At 73.4% G+C, this 17660-nt stretch carries 4 protein-coding genes; 3 read left to right on the forward strand and 1 reads right to left on the reverse strand.

Annotation, left to right across the window (positions count from 1 at the left end; all coding sequences use genetic code 11):
• Positions 1-308 (reverse strand): thioesterase II family protein (locus VET29_RS33645; RefSeq protein WP_324928317.1); only part of this gene is annotated, 308 nt, incomplete at its 3' end.
• A 225-nt stretch (positions 309-533) separates the two neighbouring features.
• Between VET29_RS33645 and VET29_RS33650 the strand changes: the two genes are divergently transcribed.
• Genes VET29_RS33650 through VET29_RS33660 form a run of 3 tightly spaced genes read left to right on the forward strand, consistent with a single transcriptional unit; the run spans position 534 to position 17654 of the window.
• The gene (locus tag VET29_RS33650; protein WP_324928318.1) at positions 534-9905 is read left to right on the forward strand and encodes a non-ribosomal peptide synthetase; all 9372 of its coding nucleotides are present in this window, start codon (positions 534-536) and stop codon (positions 9903-9905) included.
• 7 nt (positions 9906-9912) lie between these two features.
• Complete coding sequence (locus VET29_RS33655; RefSeq protein WP_324928320.1) at positions 9913-16659, forward strand: non-ribosomal peptide synthetase; 6747 nt, start codon at positions 9913-9915, stop codon at positions 16657-16659.
• Positions 16656-17654, forward strand: a complete 999-nt coding sequence (locus VET29_RS33660; protein WP_324928322.1) for a 3-oxoacyl-ACP synthase — start codon at positions 16656-16658, stop codon at positions 17652-17654. Before VET29_RS33655 ends, VET29_RS33660 begins: the two co-directional genes overlap by 4 nt.
• Positions 17655-17660 lie beyond the last annotated feature (6 nt).

Raw genomic sequence — 17660 nt, forward strand, 5'->3', positions numbered from 1 at the left:
ACCTCGAAGGCGGTCGTGGCGCCCATGCTGTGCCCGAACAGGGCCAGCGGCCGGTCACCGGGCACGGTGGCCAGCAGCACCTCGGTCACCGCGTCGGCCAGTTCCTCCACAGTGGACACCATGGGGTCGAGGAGCCGGTCCTGCCGCCCCGGGTACTGGATCGCCAGCACCTCCACGTTCGGCGCGAGCTCCCGGGACACCGGGAAGAAGTAGCTGGCCGACCCGCCGGCGTACGGCAGGCAGACGAGCGTCGCCCGCGCCGACGGCGACGGGTGGTAGCGCCGGATCCACTGGTCACCCGCGCGCACTACCTTCTCCCGCTGGCCCACGGTGGTGCCCTCCCGCGTTGTCGGGGACTCAGGTTCCGCGCAGGCTAACCGGGCGGAGCCATAGTTTTCCCCCAAGGTTCGGAGGGCGTGATATAGGTCCTCGCCCCACGGCACGACATCCGTTGCGGGCAAGGACTTATAGCCAATGTAGAGAGTGCGCCACCACGCTGGGGCCGTCGTCCAGTCGACCGACCGGGAGGGTTGATGCGCGGACCCACCGTGCCCGAGTTGTTCGCGGCACAGGTTTCCCGTACACCGGACGCCATTGCCGTGATCTCTGGTGGGACCGGCCTGACCTTCGCGGAGGTGGACACCGGCGCGGCACGGCTGGCCGCCCGGCTCGCCGAGGACGGAGCCGGGCCTGGCGAGGTGGTGGCGCTGCACCTGGACCGTGGCCCCGCGATGGTGACCGGCCTGCTCGCCGTGCTGCGGACCGGGGCGGCCTTCGTACCGCTGGACGTCGCCTACCCGGCCGAGCGGCTGCGGTGGATGCTGGAGGACGCCGGTGCCGGGCTGGTGGTGTCGGACTCCCCGCTGCCCGGCGATTTCGGGGACCTCGTGGTGGTACCGGCCGACGCCGGGAACGCGGATCCGGCGCGACCGCGCCGGGTCCGCGAGATCGCCCCGGCGTCCGCCGCATACCTCATGTACACCTCGGGATCGACCGGACCGCCCAAGGGCGTCGTCGTCGAACACCGCCAGCTGGCGCACATGTGCGCGGCCTGGGCCGAGGTGTACGGCCTGGGCGAACGGCCCCAGCGGTTCGTGTCCGTCACCGGTTTCGGCACCGACCTGTTCATCGCCGACTTCGCCAGGTCCGCGCTGCGCGGCGGGACGATGGTCATCGCACCGAGGGAGGCGGTCACGGACCCGGCGCTGTTGCTCGACCTCGTCGAGCGCACCGGTGCGACCGCACTGGAGATGCTGCCGTCGTTGGCCAGGGCGCTCGGCCGGGAAGCAGTGCGACGTGGTGGCATGCCACCGTTGGACCTGCTGTCGGTCGGCTCGGAGACCTGGCCGGCCCAGGACGGCAGGGAACTGCTGGCCCTGCTCGACCGGGACACCCGGCTGGTGAACGCGTACGGCGCCACCGAGACCACAGTGGACTCCTGCCTGTTCCGCCTGGAGCCGGGCGAGGCGGAACAGGCATGGCGGGATGCCGCGTCCGTGCCGATCGGCCGGCCCGTCCCGGGCACCGCCGTGCACGTGCTCGACGATCGCATGGAGCCGGTCACGGTAGGGGAGTTGTACGTCGGCGGCGACGGTGTCGCACGTGGCTATCATCGACGGCCGGGCCTGACCGCGTCGCGTTTCCTGCCCGATCCGTTCGCGCCCGGCCGGACCCTGTACCGCACCGGGGACCTGGTCCGGCGACGGGCCGACGGCGTGCTGGAACACCTGGGACGGACCGACGACCAGGTCAAGGTCCGGGGTTTCCGGATCGAGCCCGCCGAGATCGAAGGCCTGCTGGTACGGCATCCCGCGGTGGACCGGGCGGTGGTGGCGGCACCGGGGGAGCCGGGGCGCCGAAGACTGGTCGGCTACGTCGTCGCGGCCGGGGAGCGAACACCGACGGTCGACGAGCTCCGGGACTTCCTCGCCGCCCGGCTCCCCGACCACATGGTGCCGACGGCGTTCGTCGCTCTGGAGCGGTTTCCGACGCTGCCAGACGGAAAGGTCGACCGGCGGGCGCTCCCCGCACCGCCGCTGGTGACCAACGGCACCGCGCCGCGCACCGAGGCGGAACGGGTACTGGCCGAGATCTGGCGCGAGGTGCTCGAGGTCGAGCGGGTGGGGGTCGACGACAACTTCTTCGACCTCGGCGGGGACTCCATCCTCGGCATCCAGGTCGCCGCACTGGCCAGGGCGCGGCTGGGGCTCGCGTTGCCGCACCGGGCCCTGTTCGACCGGCCGACCGTGGCACAGCTCGCGGCGTCACCGGCGGTCCCGGCCGCCGAGGTGGCGGTACGCGCCGGCGGACCGGATGATCGCCACCCCCTGTCGCCGGCGCAGCGGCGGCTCTGGTTCCTCCACGAGCACGCGCCCGGTTCGGAGTACAACCTCCCCAAGGCCCTGCGGTTCGCCGGCGAGCTGGACGTGCGGGCGCTGCGGCTGGCGTTGACCGCGTTGGTGGAACGGCACGAGATCCTCCGCACGAGCTTCCCGGTCCACCAGGACGAGCCGGTGCAGCTGGTGTGGCGACCCGCCCCGGTCGACCTCGAGCTGACCGACCTGTCCGCGAGCCCCGACCCGCACGCGGACCTCGACACGCTGCTGCACGCCGAGGCAGCCGTCGTCTTCGACCTGGCGCGACGACCACCGCTGCGGCTCGTGCTGGCCAGGCTGGGGCCGAGGGAGCACGTGCTGGTGCTGAACATGCACCACCTGTTGACCGACGACTGGTCCAACGAGATCCTCCTCTCGGAGCTGGCGGAGCACTACCGCGCCGAGGTCTCGCACGAGTCGGCCCGGCTGGCGCCGCTGCCCCTGCGGTACACGGATTTCGCGCGCTGGCAACGACAACGGCTCACTCCCGAGGCCGAGGAACGGCAGTTGTCCTTCTGGCGCAACCGGCTCTCAGGACTGCGGCCATTCGCGCTGCCGGCGGACCGGGCCCGGCCCGCCCGCCGGTCGACGGCGGGCGCCGCCCACGAGATCCACCTCGCACCGGGGGCGACCGCGCATCTGGTCGAGTTCGCCAGGACACGGCGGGTCACCCTGTTCACCACCCTGGTCGCGGCGTGCCAACTGGTGCACTCCCGGATCGCCGGCGACCCCGACGTGGCGATCGGGACCGTGCAGGCGGGGCGCGAGCAGACCGAGTTCGCCGACGTGGCCGGGTTCTTCGTGGACACCCTGGTGATCAGGTCCACCGTGGACGAGGAGCTGAGCTTCGCCGGCCTGCTGGGCCACGTACGGGAGACCGTGCTGGAGGCGATCGACCACGCGGAGCTGACGTTCGAGCGGGTGGTCAGGGCGCTGGCGCCGGAACGCGATCTCACCGGCCTGCCGCTGGTGCGCACGATGGTGGTGCTGCAGAACGCCCCCGCGCGGCGCAGGGACTTCCCCGGCCTGTCCACCGAGGAGGTGGAGATGCCGATGATCACCGCGAACTTCGACCTCACCACCGAGTTCCGCCTGGTCGGCGACCGGCTGCGGGTCCTGGTCAACTACAGCACCGAGCTCTACGACCGGACCACCGTGGAGCGCTACGCCGACCAGCTGGCCGACGTGCTCTCGACCGTCGTCAGCGAGCCGGACCGGCCACTGCGGACGATGCCCCTGACGGTGTCACCGACGATGCCGCCGGCGGCCGCCGAGGCCACCGAGGAGTGCGGGCTGCCGCTGGCCCCGGCCCTGTTCGCCGAGATCGTCCGGCGGCACGGCGCCGAGGTGGCGGTGGTGGCCGGTGCGGTCGAGCTGACCTACCGGGAGCTGTCCGAACGCGTCGAGGCCCTGGCCGACCGGCTGGCCGAACACGGCGTGGGCATCGAGTCGCTGGTGGGTGTCTGCCTGCCGCGCGGGGTCGACCTGGTGGTCAGCCTGCTGGCGGTGCTCCGGGCGGGCGGGACGTTGTTGCCGATCGACCCGGAGCACCCCCGCCAGCGCATCGCCGCTCTGCTGAACGACTCCGGCGCGATGGCGGTGGTCACCGACTCCACCGGGGCGGACCGGCTGCCCGACCGGACGCGGGTGATCCGGGTGGACGGCGACCATCCGGTCGCGCCGAAGCGCCGCGACGTCACCCCCTGGCCGGACAACCTGGTCTACGTCGAGTACACGTCGGGCTCCACCGGGGCGCCGAAGGCGGTGATGATCCGGCACGAATCGCTGGTCAACTGCGTCCGGAACCTGCACGCGGACGTCGGGCTGGGTCCGGGTTCGCGAATGTTGCTGCATTCGCCGATCACCTTCGACCTCGGCCTGATGCAGGTGCTGATGCCGTTGTTGTCCGGGGCGGCCGTCTGCCTGGGCGAGGCGGGGGAGCGGGACGGCACGCTGACCCTCGCCGAGCAGATCCGCCGGGACCGGGTCACCTTCCTCGGGCTGCCGCCGGCTCTCCTGTCCACCGTGGATCCCGAGTCGGTGTCCGGGCTGGAGCTGGTGTTCGTCGGCGGTGAGCTCTGCCCGGTCGACCTCGCCCGCGAGTGGCTGCCGCACACGGCTTTCGGCAACCTCTACGGACCGGCCGAGACCACCATGCACGCCACCGGTCTGGTACTGCCCCGAGCCGCCGAGCCGGGACGTGGCGCGTCGGTGCCGATCGGCACGCCCATCGACGGCAACCGCGCCTATGTGCTGGACCGGTACCTGCGGCCGGTGCCGCCGGGTGTCGACGGCGAGCTGTACGTCGGTGGCGCCGGCGTGGGCCGCGGGTATCTCGGGCGCCCCGGGCTGACCGCCGACCGGTTCGTCGCCGACCCCTACGGCCCGCCCGGCGCGCGGATGTACCGCACCGGTGACCTGGCCCGTCGCCTCGCCGACGGCCTGCTGGAGTTCCGGGGCCGGGTCGACCGCCAGGTCAAGGCACGCGGGTTCCGGGTGGAGCCGGCCGAGATCGAGGCCGTGCTGGCCCGTCACCCCCGGATCGCCGAGGCGGTGGTCACCGCCGACCGCGGCGGGCGCCTGATCGCCTACGTGGTCCCGGCGGACGCCACCGTGGCGCCGCCGGCCGAGGTACTACGCACGCACGCCGCCGACATCCTGCCGGGCTTCATGGTGCCGTCGGTGTTCGTCGTCCTCGACGCGTTGCCGCTGACGTCGCACGGAAAGGTCGACGTGCGGGCCCTACCGGTGCCGCGGGCGCGGCCCGGGACGGAGTACCGCGCCCCGCGTACCCACGCAGAAACCGTTCTCGCACGGGTGTTCCGCGAGGTGCTCAAGGTGGAGCGGGTCGGCGTCGACGACAACTTCTTCGCCCTCGGCGGCGACTCGATCCTCAGCATCCGGGTGGCGGCGGCCGCCACCCGGGCCGGTCTGCGGCTGACCTCGCGGGCGGTGTTCGAACGGCAGACGGTGGCCGGTCTGGCGGCCGGTCTCTCCGCCGAGGGCGTCCCGGAGGGGGCCGACGACGAACGCGCCTGGGGCGAGGTGGAGCTGACCCCGATCCAGCGGTGGTTCCTCGACCACTTCACCGTTCACCCGGAACAGTTCACGATGTCCCGGTTCCTCGAGCTCGTGCCCGGGGTGGAGCGGGAGGTCGTCCGCACGGCGGTCCTGGCGTTGGTCGAGCACCACGACGCCCTGCGCATCCGGGTCACCCGGCAGGACGGTGCGTGGCGGCAGCACCTGCCCGAGGTCGAGACCGGAGTCGTGTTCCGCGGTCACGACCTGTCCGGCCTGTCCGACCTGTCCGGCGTGGACGACGTGGACGCGGAGATCGGTCGCCGGGTGGCCGCCGCCCGCGCGGAGCTCGATCTCGCCCGCGGGCCGCTGCTGCGCGCGGACCACTTCGAGCTCGGCGCCGGCCGGCCGGCCAGGCTCATGCTGACCGTGCACCACTTCGTCGTCGACGGTGTCTCCTGGCGCATCCTGCTGAACGATCTCCGCACCGCCTGCGCCCAGGCCGGTCGCGGAAAGCCGGTCGACCTCGGGCGGAAGACGACGTCGTTCCGGCGCTGGTCCCGGCTGTTGCGCGAACAGGTGGTGGCCGGCGCGCTCGACCACGAGCTGGCGTACTGGACCAGCGTGCACGAGCGGATCGTGCCGCCGCTTCCGCTGGACGGCTCCGGCGTGGCCGGGCCGGCCGAGACCCTCGACGTCCGGTTGACCGCCGAGGAGACCACCGCGTTGCTGCGTCAGGTGCCCGGTGTCTACCGCACCCAGGCCAACGACGTACTGCTGAGCGCGCTGTCGGTGGCGGTGGCCGACTGGACGGGGCACGACAGCGTGCTGGTCAACCTGGAGAGCCACGGCAGGGACCAGCTCGCCGGCCAGGCGGACCCGTCCCTGACCGTCGGCTGGTTCACCACGCAGTTCCCGGTGGTGGTCGACCTGCCGGACACCAGGGACTGGCGAGTGGTGCTGCGGTCTGTCAAGGAACAGCTGCGGGCGATCCCCGGCCGTGGGCACGGATACGACGCGCTGCGCCACCTGGCCGGCACCGGCGCACTCGACGGCGGGCACCGCGCGGAGATCAACGTCAACTATCTCGGCCGGTTCGCCGACTCCGCCAACGAGCTGTACCTGCGTGAGCTGCCGGTCGCCGACGGCGCACATCCCGACGAGGTGCGGCCGTTCCCGTTGGAGCTCACGGCGGTCGTGGTCGCCGGGGAGCTGGTGCTGCACTGGGACTACTGCCCGGGCACCGTGACCACGCCGACCGTCCGCCGGCTGGCCGAGCACACCGCGGCCGCGCTGCGCGGAATCATCGCGCACTGCCTCGCCGAGGGAGCGGGTGGCCGCACCCCGTCGGACTTCCCGCTCGCCGGCCTCGATCAGGCCGCGGTGGACCGGCTGGTCGGCGACGGGCGGGCGGTGCGGGACGTGTACCGCCTCACCCCCATACAGGCCGGGATGCTGTTCCACACGCTGGCTGGTGGTGCCGAGGACGTCTACGCCCGCCGGATGGACATGATCGTCGACGGAGTGACCGACCTGGACGCGTTCGTCCGGGCGTGGCAGCTGGTGGTCGGTGCGGCACCCGCGCTCCGCAGCACGGTGCACTGGGCCGGCCTGCCCGAGCCGGTTCAGGTGGTGCACCACGCCACGACGCTGCCGGTGACCCGGTACGACTGGCGTGCGCTCTCCGCGGAGCGGCGCGCGGAGATGGTGCGGCAGCTGCGGGAACGCGAGGCGGCCGACGGCATGGACCTCGCCGCCGAGCCGCCGATCCGGGTGGCCGTCGCGCTCCTGCCGCACCGACAGGTGCAGGTGCTGCTGACCACGCACCACCTGTTCATCGACGGCTGGAGCATCGCCAGACTGCTCTCCGGCGTCGCGGCCCGCACGGTGGCGTTGAGCCGGGGCGAAACCCCCGACCTGCCGCCCCAGCGGCCGTTTCGCGACTACTGCGACTGGCTCGCGGCGCAGGACCACGACGCCGCGGCGGCCTACTGGGCAACGGTGCTCGCCGGTCTGTGCGAGCCGACGCCGCTGCCGTTCGACCGCGGGCCGGCGCCGGGCCACCGCACCCGCGCGGTCAGGAAGCGGACGCTGCGCCTGACCGAGGAGGAGAGCGCCGAGCTGCGGCGGTTCGCCGGCCGGCACCGGGTCACCACCCACACGATCGTGCAGGCGGCCTGGGGGCTGTTGCTGTCCCGGCACAGCGGCGCGCGGCGGGAGGTGGTCTTCGGCACCACCGTCTCGCTCCGCCCGCCGGAGCTGCCCGGTGCCGAGACGATCTTCGGCCCGCTGATCAACGTCCTCCCGGTGCGGCTCACCGTCGACGAGGACGTCACGGTGCTCGACTGGCTCGCGGAGATCCAGGACAGGCAGCTGGCGGCCCACGAGTACGCCTTCTACCCGGCCACGCAGGAACAGCGGCTCACGGAGATCCCGCCCGGGGTGAACCTGTTCGACAGCACGATCGCCTTCGAGAACTACGTCGAGGACCCGTTCGCCGTCGGCGAGAACGGACCGAGAGTGGTCGCGGTCGAGGGCGACGAGACGACCAACTTCCCGCTCGGGCTGGTCGTCCTGCCCGAGCCGGCCCTGTGCTTCGAGCTGGTCTACGACGTCGAGCTGTTCGACGACGTCACGGCGGAGCGGTTGTGCGCCCGCCTGGCCACCGTGTTGTCCGCGCTGGTCGGCGCGCCGGAACAGCCGCTGGGCAGGGTCGGCGTACTGCCGCGCGCGGAGCTCGACCTGCTCGACAGCTGGGGTCGCCCGGCGACGCGACCCGCCTCGCCGAGGACCGCCGTCGAGCTGTTCGCCGAACAGGTCCGCCTGGCGCCGGACGCGGTGGCCGTCTCGGCCGGCACCGAGCTCACCTTCCGCGCGCTGGACGAACGGTCCGGCCGGCTGGCGCACCGGCTCGGTGAGCTGGGTATCGGCGCGGAGTCGGTGGTGGGGATCTGCCTCGACCGTGGGCCGGCCTCGATCACCGCCGTGCTGGCCGTGCTCAGGGCCGGTGGTGCCTGCCTGCCGATGGACCCGGGGCAGCCGGCGGAACGGCTGCGGTGGCTGACCGGGGACGCCGGTGCCGCCCTGGTGCTGACCGACCGCGCCTCGGCCGGCCGGTTCTCGCCGGTCGGCGTGCCGGAACTGCGGGTGGACCTACCGGGGCCGGACCGCGGTCCGGTGCTCGACCGCCCGTCCCGGCCGGACGACGCGGCCTTCCTGATCTACACGTCGGGGACCACCGGCCGGCCCAAGGGCGTGGTACTGCCACACCGCGGCCTGGCCGCTCTCCCGGCCGCCCTCGGCCCGGCGCTCGGCGTGGGCCGGGGCAGCCGGGTGCTGCACTGGCTGTCCCCGGCCTTCGACGCCTCGGTCTTCGAGCTGCTCACCGGACTGTTCACCGGGGCGACCCAGGTGCTCGCGCCGCAGGGTCTTCCGGTCACCGGTCTGGCGGACGTGGTCGCGGCGAACGGGGTGACCCATATGACGTTGGTGCCGTCGGTGCTCGCGGTGCTGCCCGCCGGCTCGTTGCCGCCGGGGATCACCATCGTCTGCGGCGGCGAGGCGCTCCCGGCCGAGCTGGCGGCCGGCTGGTCGGCCGGACGTCGGCTGTTCAACTCCTACGGGCCGACCGAGGGCACGATCTGCGCGACCATGAGCCCCGCTCTGTCCGGAGTGGACGCCCCGGCGATCGGCGGCCCCGTGGCCGGCATGGTGGTGCGCCTGCTGGATCCGTGGCTGCGACCGGTTCCGGTCGGTGCCGTCGGCGAGATCCACCTCGGTGGGCAGCGGCTCGCCCGCGGCTACCACGCCCGGCCGGGCCTGACCGCGGCGAGCTTCGTGCCCGATCCGTTCGGCGCGCCGGGGGAACGGCTCTACCGCACGGGGGACCTCGCCCGCTGGTCGGCCGACGGGTCGCTGTACTTCGCCGGCCGCGCGGACGGCCAGGTGAAGGTGCGCGGGGTCCGGATCGAGCCCGGTGAGGTGGAAGCGGCGTTGCTGCGCCACCCCGGCGTCCGTGCGGCGGCGGTCACCGCCACGGGTTCCGGGGCGGCACGCAGGCTGGTGGCCTGGACCGTGCCGCACGAACGACCGGGCCCGTCCGCCGGCGAGCTGCGCGACCACCTGGCCGCGATCCTGCCGGAACAGCTGGTGCCCGCCGAGTTCGGCACGCTCGACCGGATGCCGGTGACCTCGCGCGGCAAGATCGACCGGGCGCGGCTGCCCGCCACCGCCCTCGCTCCCGGTGCCGAGTACCTGGCGCCCCGTACCGACAGCGAACGACTGGTGGCACGGGCCTGGGCCGAGGTGCTCGGCCGCACGGAGATCGGGATCAGGGAGCGGTTCTTCGAAGCGGGCGGTTCGTCGCTGACGCTGGTCCAGCTGGCCGGCGAGTTCGCCAGGCTCGGCCGGCCCGAGCTGCCGGTGGCGGTGCTGCTCGACCATCCGACCATCGAGGCGATGGCCGGCCGGATCGGCCCGGGGACCCGGGCGACCGCGGACCACGAGCTGTGAGGCGGCGATGAACCCCAACGGGACGGCAGCCGAGCCGATAGCCGTCGTCGGGGCGGCGTTCGCGCTGCCGGGCGGCCTGCGCACCTTCGACGCGCTGCACGGCGCGTTGTCCGCCGGGCTGGACGCGATCCGCCCGCCGGCGAGGGAGCGTGTGGTCAACGCGGGCGGACGGTCCGACGTGGACTACGTCTCGCTCGGCTACCTCGACCGGGTCGACCTGTTCGACCACGGGTTCTTCGGTCTGTCCCTCGGGGAGAGCGAGCTGGTGGACCCGCACCAGCGGATGAGCCTGCAGCTGGTGCACGAGGCGCTCGAGCACGCCGGTTACGCGCCGTCCCGCCTGCGGGGCTCGGACACCGCGGTCGTGGTCAGCGCCCCGACCCCGTCCTACGCCGGTCTGTACACCGGCGAGGACTCCCGGCAGATCCTCGGTTCCCTACCGGCGGCCGCCGCGGCCCGGATCGCCCACGTCTTCGACTTCACCGGGCCCGCGCTGGTGGTGGACACCGCCTGCAGCGGCAGCCTGACCGCGGTCGCGCTGGCCGTGGCCCAGCTGCGGTCGGGCCGGGCCGGGCTGGCCGTCTGCGGCGGCTTCAGCGTGGAGTCGGTGCTGGTGCCCGAAGAGGGGCACGACCCGGTGCCGGGGGTCATGTCCGCGGCCGGCGTGTGCCGTCCGTTCGACGCGGCCGCCGACGGCACGGTCGGTGGCGAGGGCGGCGGATTCGTCGTGTTGAAGCGGCTTTCGGCTGCCCTGGCCGACCAGGACAACGTCATCGCGGTGCTCCGCGGCGTCGCGGTCAACCAGAACGGCGCCAGGGCGGTTGGCATGAGCGCGCCGAGCTCGTCCGCCCAGGCCGAGGTGATCCGCGCGGCCCACGGCGAGGCGGGAGTCGCGCCGGAGACCATCGGTTACGTCGAGGGCCACGGGTCGGCCACGCCGCTCGGTGACGTGATCGAGGTGGCCGGGCTGGCCGAGGCGTTCCCCGGCGGTGTGCCGGCGATCGGTTCGGTGAAGGCGAACTTCGGCCACCTCGACCATGCCGCCGGGATCGCCGGTCTGCTCAGGGTGATCTCCGCGCTGCGCCACGGAACCCGTTACCCCACAGTGCACTTCGACCGGCTCAACCCGTCCTTCTCGGTGCCGGTCGAGGTGCTGACGAAACCGGTCGGATGGCCGGACGGGGAGCAACCACGACGGGCCGGGCTCAGCTCCTTCGGCATCACCGGGACCAACGTGCACGCGGTCCTGGAACACGTGCCGCCCGAGCGCACCGGAGCCGACGACGGCGAGCCACGCCTGGTGACCGTGTCGGCGAAGACCCGGACCGCCCTCGGCGAGTACCTGCGGGTGCTCGCGGACTTCACCGAGCGCACCGAGCACTCGCTGGCACAGGTCGCCGCGACCCTGAACGAGGGACGCGACGACCACCCGTATCGGCGCGCCTTCGTCGTGCCGGGTCTCGACGAGCTCACCACCGCGCTGCGCCTGGCAACGCCGCCGGACCGGCCGGCGCCCGCGGGAGCACCCGTGGTGCTGCTGTTCTCCGGTGACGGCGAGCACTGGACGCGGCAGTGGGAGCTGTACCAGTTGGTGCGCTCACTCGGACTGGACGACACGAGGATGGTCGGCAGCGGCATCGGCAACCTGGCCGTGCGGCTGGCCCGTGGCCGGACCACCCCGGCCGAGGCCGAGGCGGCGGCGGCCGGGATGTCGGCGGAGATCAACGCCGAGGGCCTGCGCCGGGCGGTGCGCGGGTTCGTCGCCGACGGCGCGGTGCTGCTGGAGATGGGCGCGGACGGGGTGCTCTCCCGCGAGGTCGCGGCCCTGGCGCCGGACCTGCCGGTCGTGCGGCTGCTCGGCGGCGGTGGACCGGTCGCGGCACTGGCCGAGCTGTACGAGCTCGGGGTGGACATCGACTGGTCCGCCCACCATGCCGCCGGCCGGCCACCGAGGATCGAGGCACCGACCTACCCGTTCGAGCAGGTGTCCTGCTGGGTCAGGGGTACCGAGCCGGCCGGGGAACCGGGGCAGGTGACCGGCGGTGTCGAGCAGGCCGTGACGGCGGTGTGGACCAGGGTGCTCAAGGCCACCGGCATCGGACCGGAGTCCGACTACTTCGACCTCGGCGGCACCTCGATCGCCGGGATCAGCCTGATCCGCGAGCTGGAGGCCGAACTGGGGGTCCGGATCGGCTTCACCGAGCTGTACGAGCACCGAACGGTCCGCGCGCTGGCGGCACTGATCGCCCGGCGCCAGGGGGCGGGTGCCGATGCCGGCGCTGGTGTCGAGGACTGGACCGTCCCGGTGCTGCCCCGCGGGGGACCGCTGCCGATCTCGGCCGGGCAGGAGCAGCTGTGGTATCTCGACCAGCTGCGACCGGGGACGGCGCTCTACAACATCCCGGTCGACCTGCGCTACCACGGCCCGCTGGACCGGGAGGCGTTGCGGGGCGCGCTCGCCGACCTGTCGATCCGGCACGAGGTCATGCGGACCAGGATCGTCGCCGACGAGAACGGCCGTCCGTACGTGCTGGCCGACCTGCCGCCGCTGGAGCTGCGGACCGTGGACCTGACCTCGGCCGGGGAAGCGGAGCTGCGGGAGGCCGTGCGGGTGGAGGGGAGCCGGCCGTTCGACCTCGCCGCCGGCCCGCTGGCGCGCGCCGTGCTGTTCGTGCTGGCCGACGGTGACGACCAGAAGGGCGACAACCAGGAGGGGGACAACGAGGCTGGCGACGACCGGACTGGCGACCACCAGCTCGTCTGCACCTTCCACCACATCGCCTTCGACGGCTGGGCACCCAAGCCCTTCTTCCGTGACCTCGCCGAGCTCTACGCCGCCAGGGTCGAAGGCAGGGCGCCAGTGCTGCCCGAGCTGCCGATCCAGTACGCGGACTTCGCCGGCTGGCAACGCACCTGGCTCGACGACCGGCGCCGCACACGGGCACTCGAGTACTGGCGCGGGGAGCTGGCCGGCGTGCCCCGCCAGGAGCTGCCGCTCGACCGGCCGAGGCCGGCCGTCGGGTCACACGCGGGCGCCCTGTTCGGGTTCACCCTGACACTCGAGCACGCCGAGCGCCTGCGTGAGTTCAGCGCGGCGGCCGGCGTGACCACGTTCGTCACCATGCTCGCGGTGTTCGACGTACTGATGTACCGGTGGGCCGGGCACGGGGACGTGGTGGTCGGCGCGGCGACGACGGGACGGGTCAACCCGCTGACCCACGAGCTGATCGGGTACTTCAACAACCTGCTGCCGTTCCGCACCCGGCTCGACGGCGGGGTCGACTTCCGGGAGGTCGTCCGGCGGTGCGCACGGACCGTCGCGGGCGTGCTCGACCACGAGGAGCTGCCCTTCTCCGACATCGTGGCCGACCTCGGCCAGGAGCGGGATCCGGCGCGCCACCCGCTCTTCACCGTGTGCTACACCCACCAGAACACCGAGACGCACTCCGCCGATCTGCCGGGACTGCGGGCCAACCCGCCGGAGGAGGGCGGCTACGGCATCGCCGACGGCACGTCGAAGTTCGACCTCACCCTCGGGCTGTCCGATCAGGACGGTGGGCCGATGCGCTGCTACCTCGAGTACGCCACCGACCTGTTCGACGAGTCCACCATGCGCGCGGTGTCCGCGCTCTACCAGCGGATCGTCGTCGAGGTGCTGGACCACCCCGATCGGCGGCTGAACGAGCTGGCCCGCGACGCCGGTCGACCGGTTCCCGAACCGACCGGCGTGCCGACGCCGGCGGCGGTCACCGGCGCTCTGGTGCACGACCTCGTGCTGCGGCACGCCCTGCGGCGACCGGACCACCCCGCTGTCGTGGACCACGACGGGGTCCACAGCTACGGCGAGATCGTCGACGCGGCCGCCGCGCTGTCCCGCCGGCTGGTCGCCGCGGGTGCCGGACCGGGGACCGTGGTCCCGGTGGTGGTCGGCCGGGGAGCCGGGCTGGTCGTCGCGTGGCTCGGCGTGCTGGGTGCGGGAGCCGCGTTCGCGCCCGTCGACCCCGCCGTGCCCGCGGCGCGGCGGAACTGGATCGTCGAGTCGCTCGCCGCCGCGGTCGTGGTCGCCGATCGTGCGCTCGACGCCGGGGCACGCCCGGTGCTGAACCCGTACGCCCCGGACGGGGGACCGCCGGAGTTCCCCGGCCGGCCGACCGGTCGCGATCTCGCCTACGTGGCGCACACCTCCGGATCCACCGGCCGTCCGCACGGCTGCGACATCGAGCACAGTAGCCTGCTGAACCTGGTGTCCCGGTATGGCAGCGAATTCGGACTGTCCGAAAGCGACCGGGTGGCGCAGTTCTTCGCCCCCGCCTTCGACGGCGCCATCATGGAGGTGCTGCCCGCACTGGTGCACGGGGCCACCCTGCACGTCGTCGCGGACGTGCTGAGCACGCCCGCCGAGCTGGTCCGCTCGCTGAACGAGGACGGCATCCACGTGGCGGCGATGCCGACGGCGTTGGCGGAGCTGTTGCTCGCCGAACGACCGCACCTGCCGGGGTTGCGGGTGCTCGCCGCGGGTGGCGACCGGCTTCGCTCCCGGCCGCCTGCCGGTGCCCCGTACCGCATGCTGAACCTCTATGGTCCGACCGAGTGCACGGTGGTCACGCTGTGCGGGCCGGTTGCCCCGGACGGCACGGAGCTACCGGACCTCGGCCGGCCCGTCGCCGGGACCACCGCCCACGTGCTCGACCCCGACGGGCGACCGGCGGCGGCCGGGGCGCTGGGGGAGTTGTACCTCGGCGGTGTCCAGGTGGCCCGCGGCTACCACCGGCTGCCCGCGCTCACGGCCGCCCGCTTCGTACCGGACCCGTTCGGCGCGCCCGGCAGTCGGTTGTACCGCACCGGTGACCTCGTCTCGCTCCGCCGGGACGGCACGATCGCCTTCCACGGCCGGCTCGACCAGCAGGTGTCCATCCGCGGGCACCGGGTGGAACCGGCCGAGGTGGAACGCGTGCTCACCGCCCAGCCTGGAGTGCGCGAGTCGGCGGTCCTCGCCGAGCGAGGCGACGCCGGCGTGCCGCGGCTGGTGGCCCACGTCGCCGGTGACCGGCTGCCCGACGAGCCGCGGCTGCGCGCCGCGCTCGGCGCGCAACTGCCGCCCTACCTCGTGCCGGCCCGGATCGTCCGGCACCGGGAGTTGCCGAGGACTGTCAACGGAAAAGTCGATCGCACCGCGCTGGACGGCGAAGAGGGAGACTCGATGAGCAAGCCCACCGACACCGAGCGGGTTCTGCACGGGATCTGGGCCGAGCTGCTCGACCGCGAATCCATCGGCCCCGACGAGGACTTCTTCCGGATCGGCGGCGACTCCATCCTGAGCGTGGGCGTCGCGGCGCGGGCCGCACGAGCCGGGGTGACGATCACCGCGCAGGACGTGCTGCGCCACCCGACCCTCCGGGGGCTGGCCGCGGCCGCGACCCCCGCCGAGACACCGACCGCCGACACACCGATCGGACCTGCCGTGGACGACGGGCCGATCCCGCTCAGCCCGCTCATGCTGGGCCTGCTGGACGCGGCCGAACGGGTCGCCCCTGGCGCGCCCGACTTCGTGGTGACGGAGGTCCTGGAGGCCGCGCCGAGTGTGCGCCCCGACCGACTGCGGGCCGCCTTCGCCGAGCTCGTCCGGCTGCAGGAGCCGCTGCGGTACCGGCTGCGCCGCAATCGCCTCGGCTGGCGGCTCGAGCTGTCCGATGCCGGCTCGGACTCCATCGTGGACACCCGGGTGCTGCCGCCGATGAGCGAGGAGGAGGAGCTGGCGCTGCTCGCCGCGGACGCCGCCGAGCTGGCCGCGGAGCTCGACCTCGGGCGCGGCCCGGTGCTGCGGGCCCGCCACTACGACCGGGGCGCCCACCGCGCCGGCCTGGTGTTGCTGGCGATCCACCACTTCATGCACGACGCGATCTCCACCGTGCCGCTGCTCGAGGACCTCAACGAGGCCCTGGCCGGCAACGCCGGTGCGGTGGCGGGACGCCCGGCCGCGTGGCGGGAGTGGACCCGCCTGATGACCCGCCTCGCACAGGACGACGAGCTCGCCGGCGAGCTCGACTACTGGACGAGCGTGCTGCGCCGGGGTGCCGCCGCGTTGCCGCCGACCGAGGACGCGGGCGGTGAGCCGGGCATCATCACCAGGGTCGTGCCCGGCGAGCGCCTCGCCCGTCTGCTCGCCGAGCCGGGACGAACCAGCCGGGAGGCCGCGCTGTGCGCCACGGCCTGCGCCTGGTCCTGGTGGCGTGGCGAACCGGGTGCCTTCCTGGGGACTGTCGGGTACGGCACGCCGAACCGCTTCCGGCCGGCGGATCGGTCCCGCTCGATCGGCTGGTTCACCAACGTGTTCCCGGTGCACCTGCCGGTCGATCCGGCGACGGGCGCCCTGGCCGCGTTGCCCGGCGTCGCCGACGTGCTGCGGTCGGTGCCGAACGACGGCGTCGGTTACGGCATGCTGCGCCGCCTGAGTCCGCCCACGCCCGCGGCCCGGGAACTGCGCTCGCTGGCCGAGCCGATGTTGTTGGTCGAGCACAAGACCAGCACGCTTCATCCGATCCGGCTCGGCGGGCCGCTGTCGATCCGCTCCGTGCCGATCCCGATGCCGTTGCCGTCGCTGCTGGCGTTGTCGCCGTTGTTGCTGTCCACCGGGGTGACCGGCGGGCAGACGGAGATCCAGCTCGTGCACAGTGGACGCGTCGACGCCAAGGAGGCGACCGTCCTCGCCGATCGGCTGGCCGAGGCCTTCGCCGAGCTGGACGCCGACACGTGACCGCACCCCTCGCGGTGCGGGCGACCGCCGACTTCCTGCCGGAACGGGTGGCCAAGGTCGTGGACCTGCCGGAGTTGGCCGAGCTGCCGGCCGACCGGCGACAGGCCTGCCTCGACCTCGGCATCGAGCAGGTCCGCGCGGACCCCCGGTACGACGCGGTGGAGCTGGCGGCGAATGCGGCGGGGAAGGTGCTCGCCGAGACCGGAGCGAGGCCGGACGCACTGGTGGTGATCGGGTCACGCGCCCCCGAGCGGCTGATGAGCTCGGAGGCCACCAGGTTGCAGGCGTTGCTCGGCCTCAGCGACGCGCTCACCTTCTCGGTCGGCGGTCTCGGCTGTGTCTCGATCACCCCCGCCCTGCTCACCGCACGTGGGTTGCTCGCCGCGGATCCCGCGTTGGACCAGGTGCTCGTGGTGCACGGCAGCCGGCCGCCCACCCCGAGGCGGTACCGGCATCCGGTCACCGTCAGCGGTGACGGCGGGCAGGCCGTGCTGCTGTCCAGAACCGGCCCGCTGCGGGTGCTCGACATGGTGCAGGCCACCAACGGTGACTACTGGGACCTGTACACGGTGCGGTTCCGGGACCTGCCCGAGGGGGACTGGCGCGAGGAGTGCGCCGACCCGCGGCGGTACTCCTTCCAGCTCGCCGTGGAGGGCCGGCTGCGGCTGCGGGAGCTGTACCGCGAACTGCTCGCCCGCAACGGGATGACCACCGCCGACGTGAACTGTCATCTCAGCCAGAACCTGTCGGCCGGGGCGTTCCGGTTCACCGAGGAGGTGCTCGGCGTCCGGCTCGCCGGCGCCTGCGCGGAGAACCTCGTGTCCTACGGCCACCTCGGGCCCAACGACATCCTGCTCAACCTGTCCACCGCCATCGCCGGCGGCGAGCTGCCGCCCGGCTCCCGGGCGGTGGTGGTCAACGCCAGCCCGGTGGCGGCCTGGAGCCTGCTGCTCGTCGAGCACGTGCGCGACGACACCGAAACGCACTACCTGTAGGAGGAA

This window comes from Actinophytocola sp., assembly GCF_035634895.1.
In the GTDB taxonomy this organism is placed as follows: Bacteria; Actinomycetota; Actinomycetes; order Mycobacteriales; family Pseudonocardiaceae; genus Actinophytocola.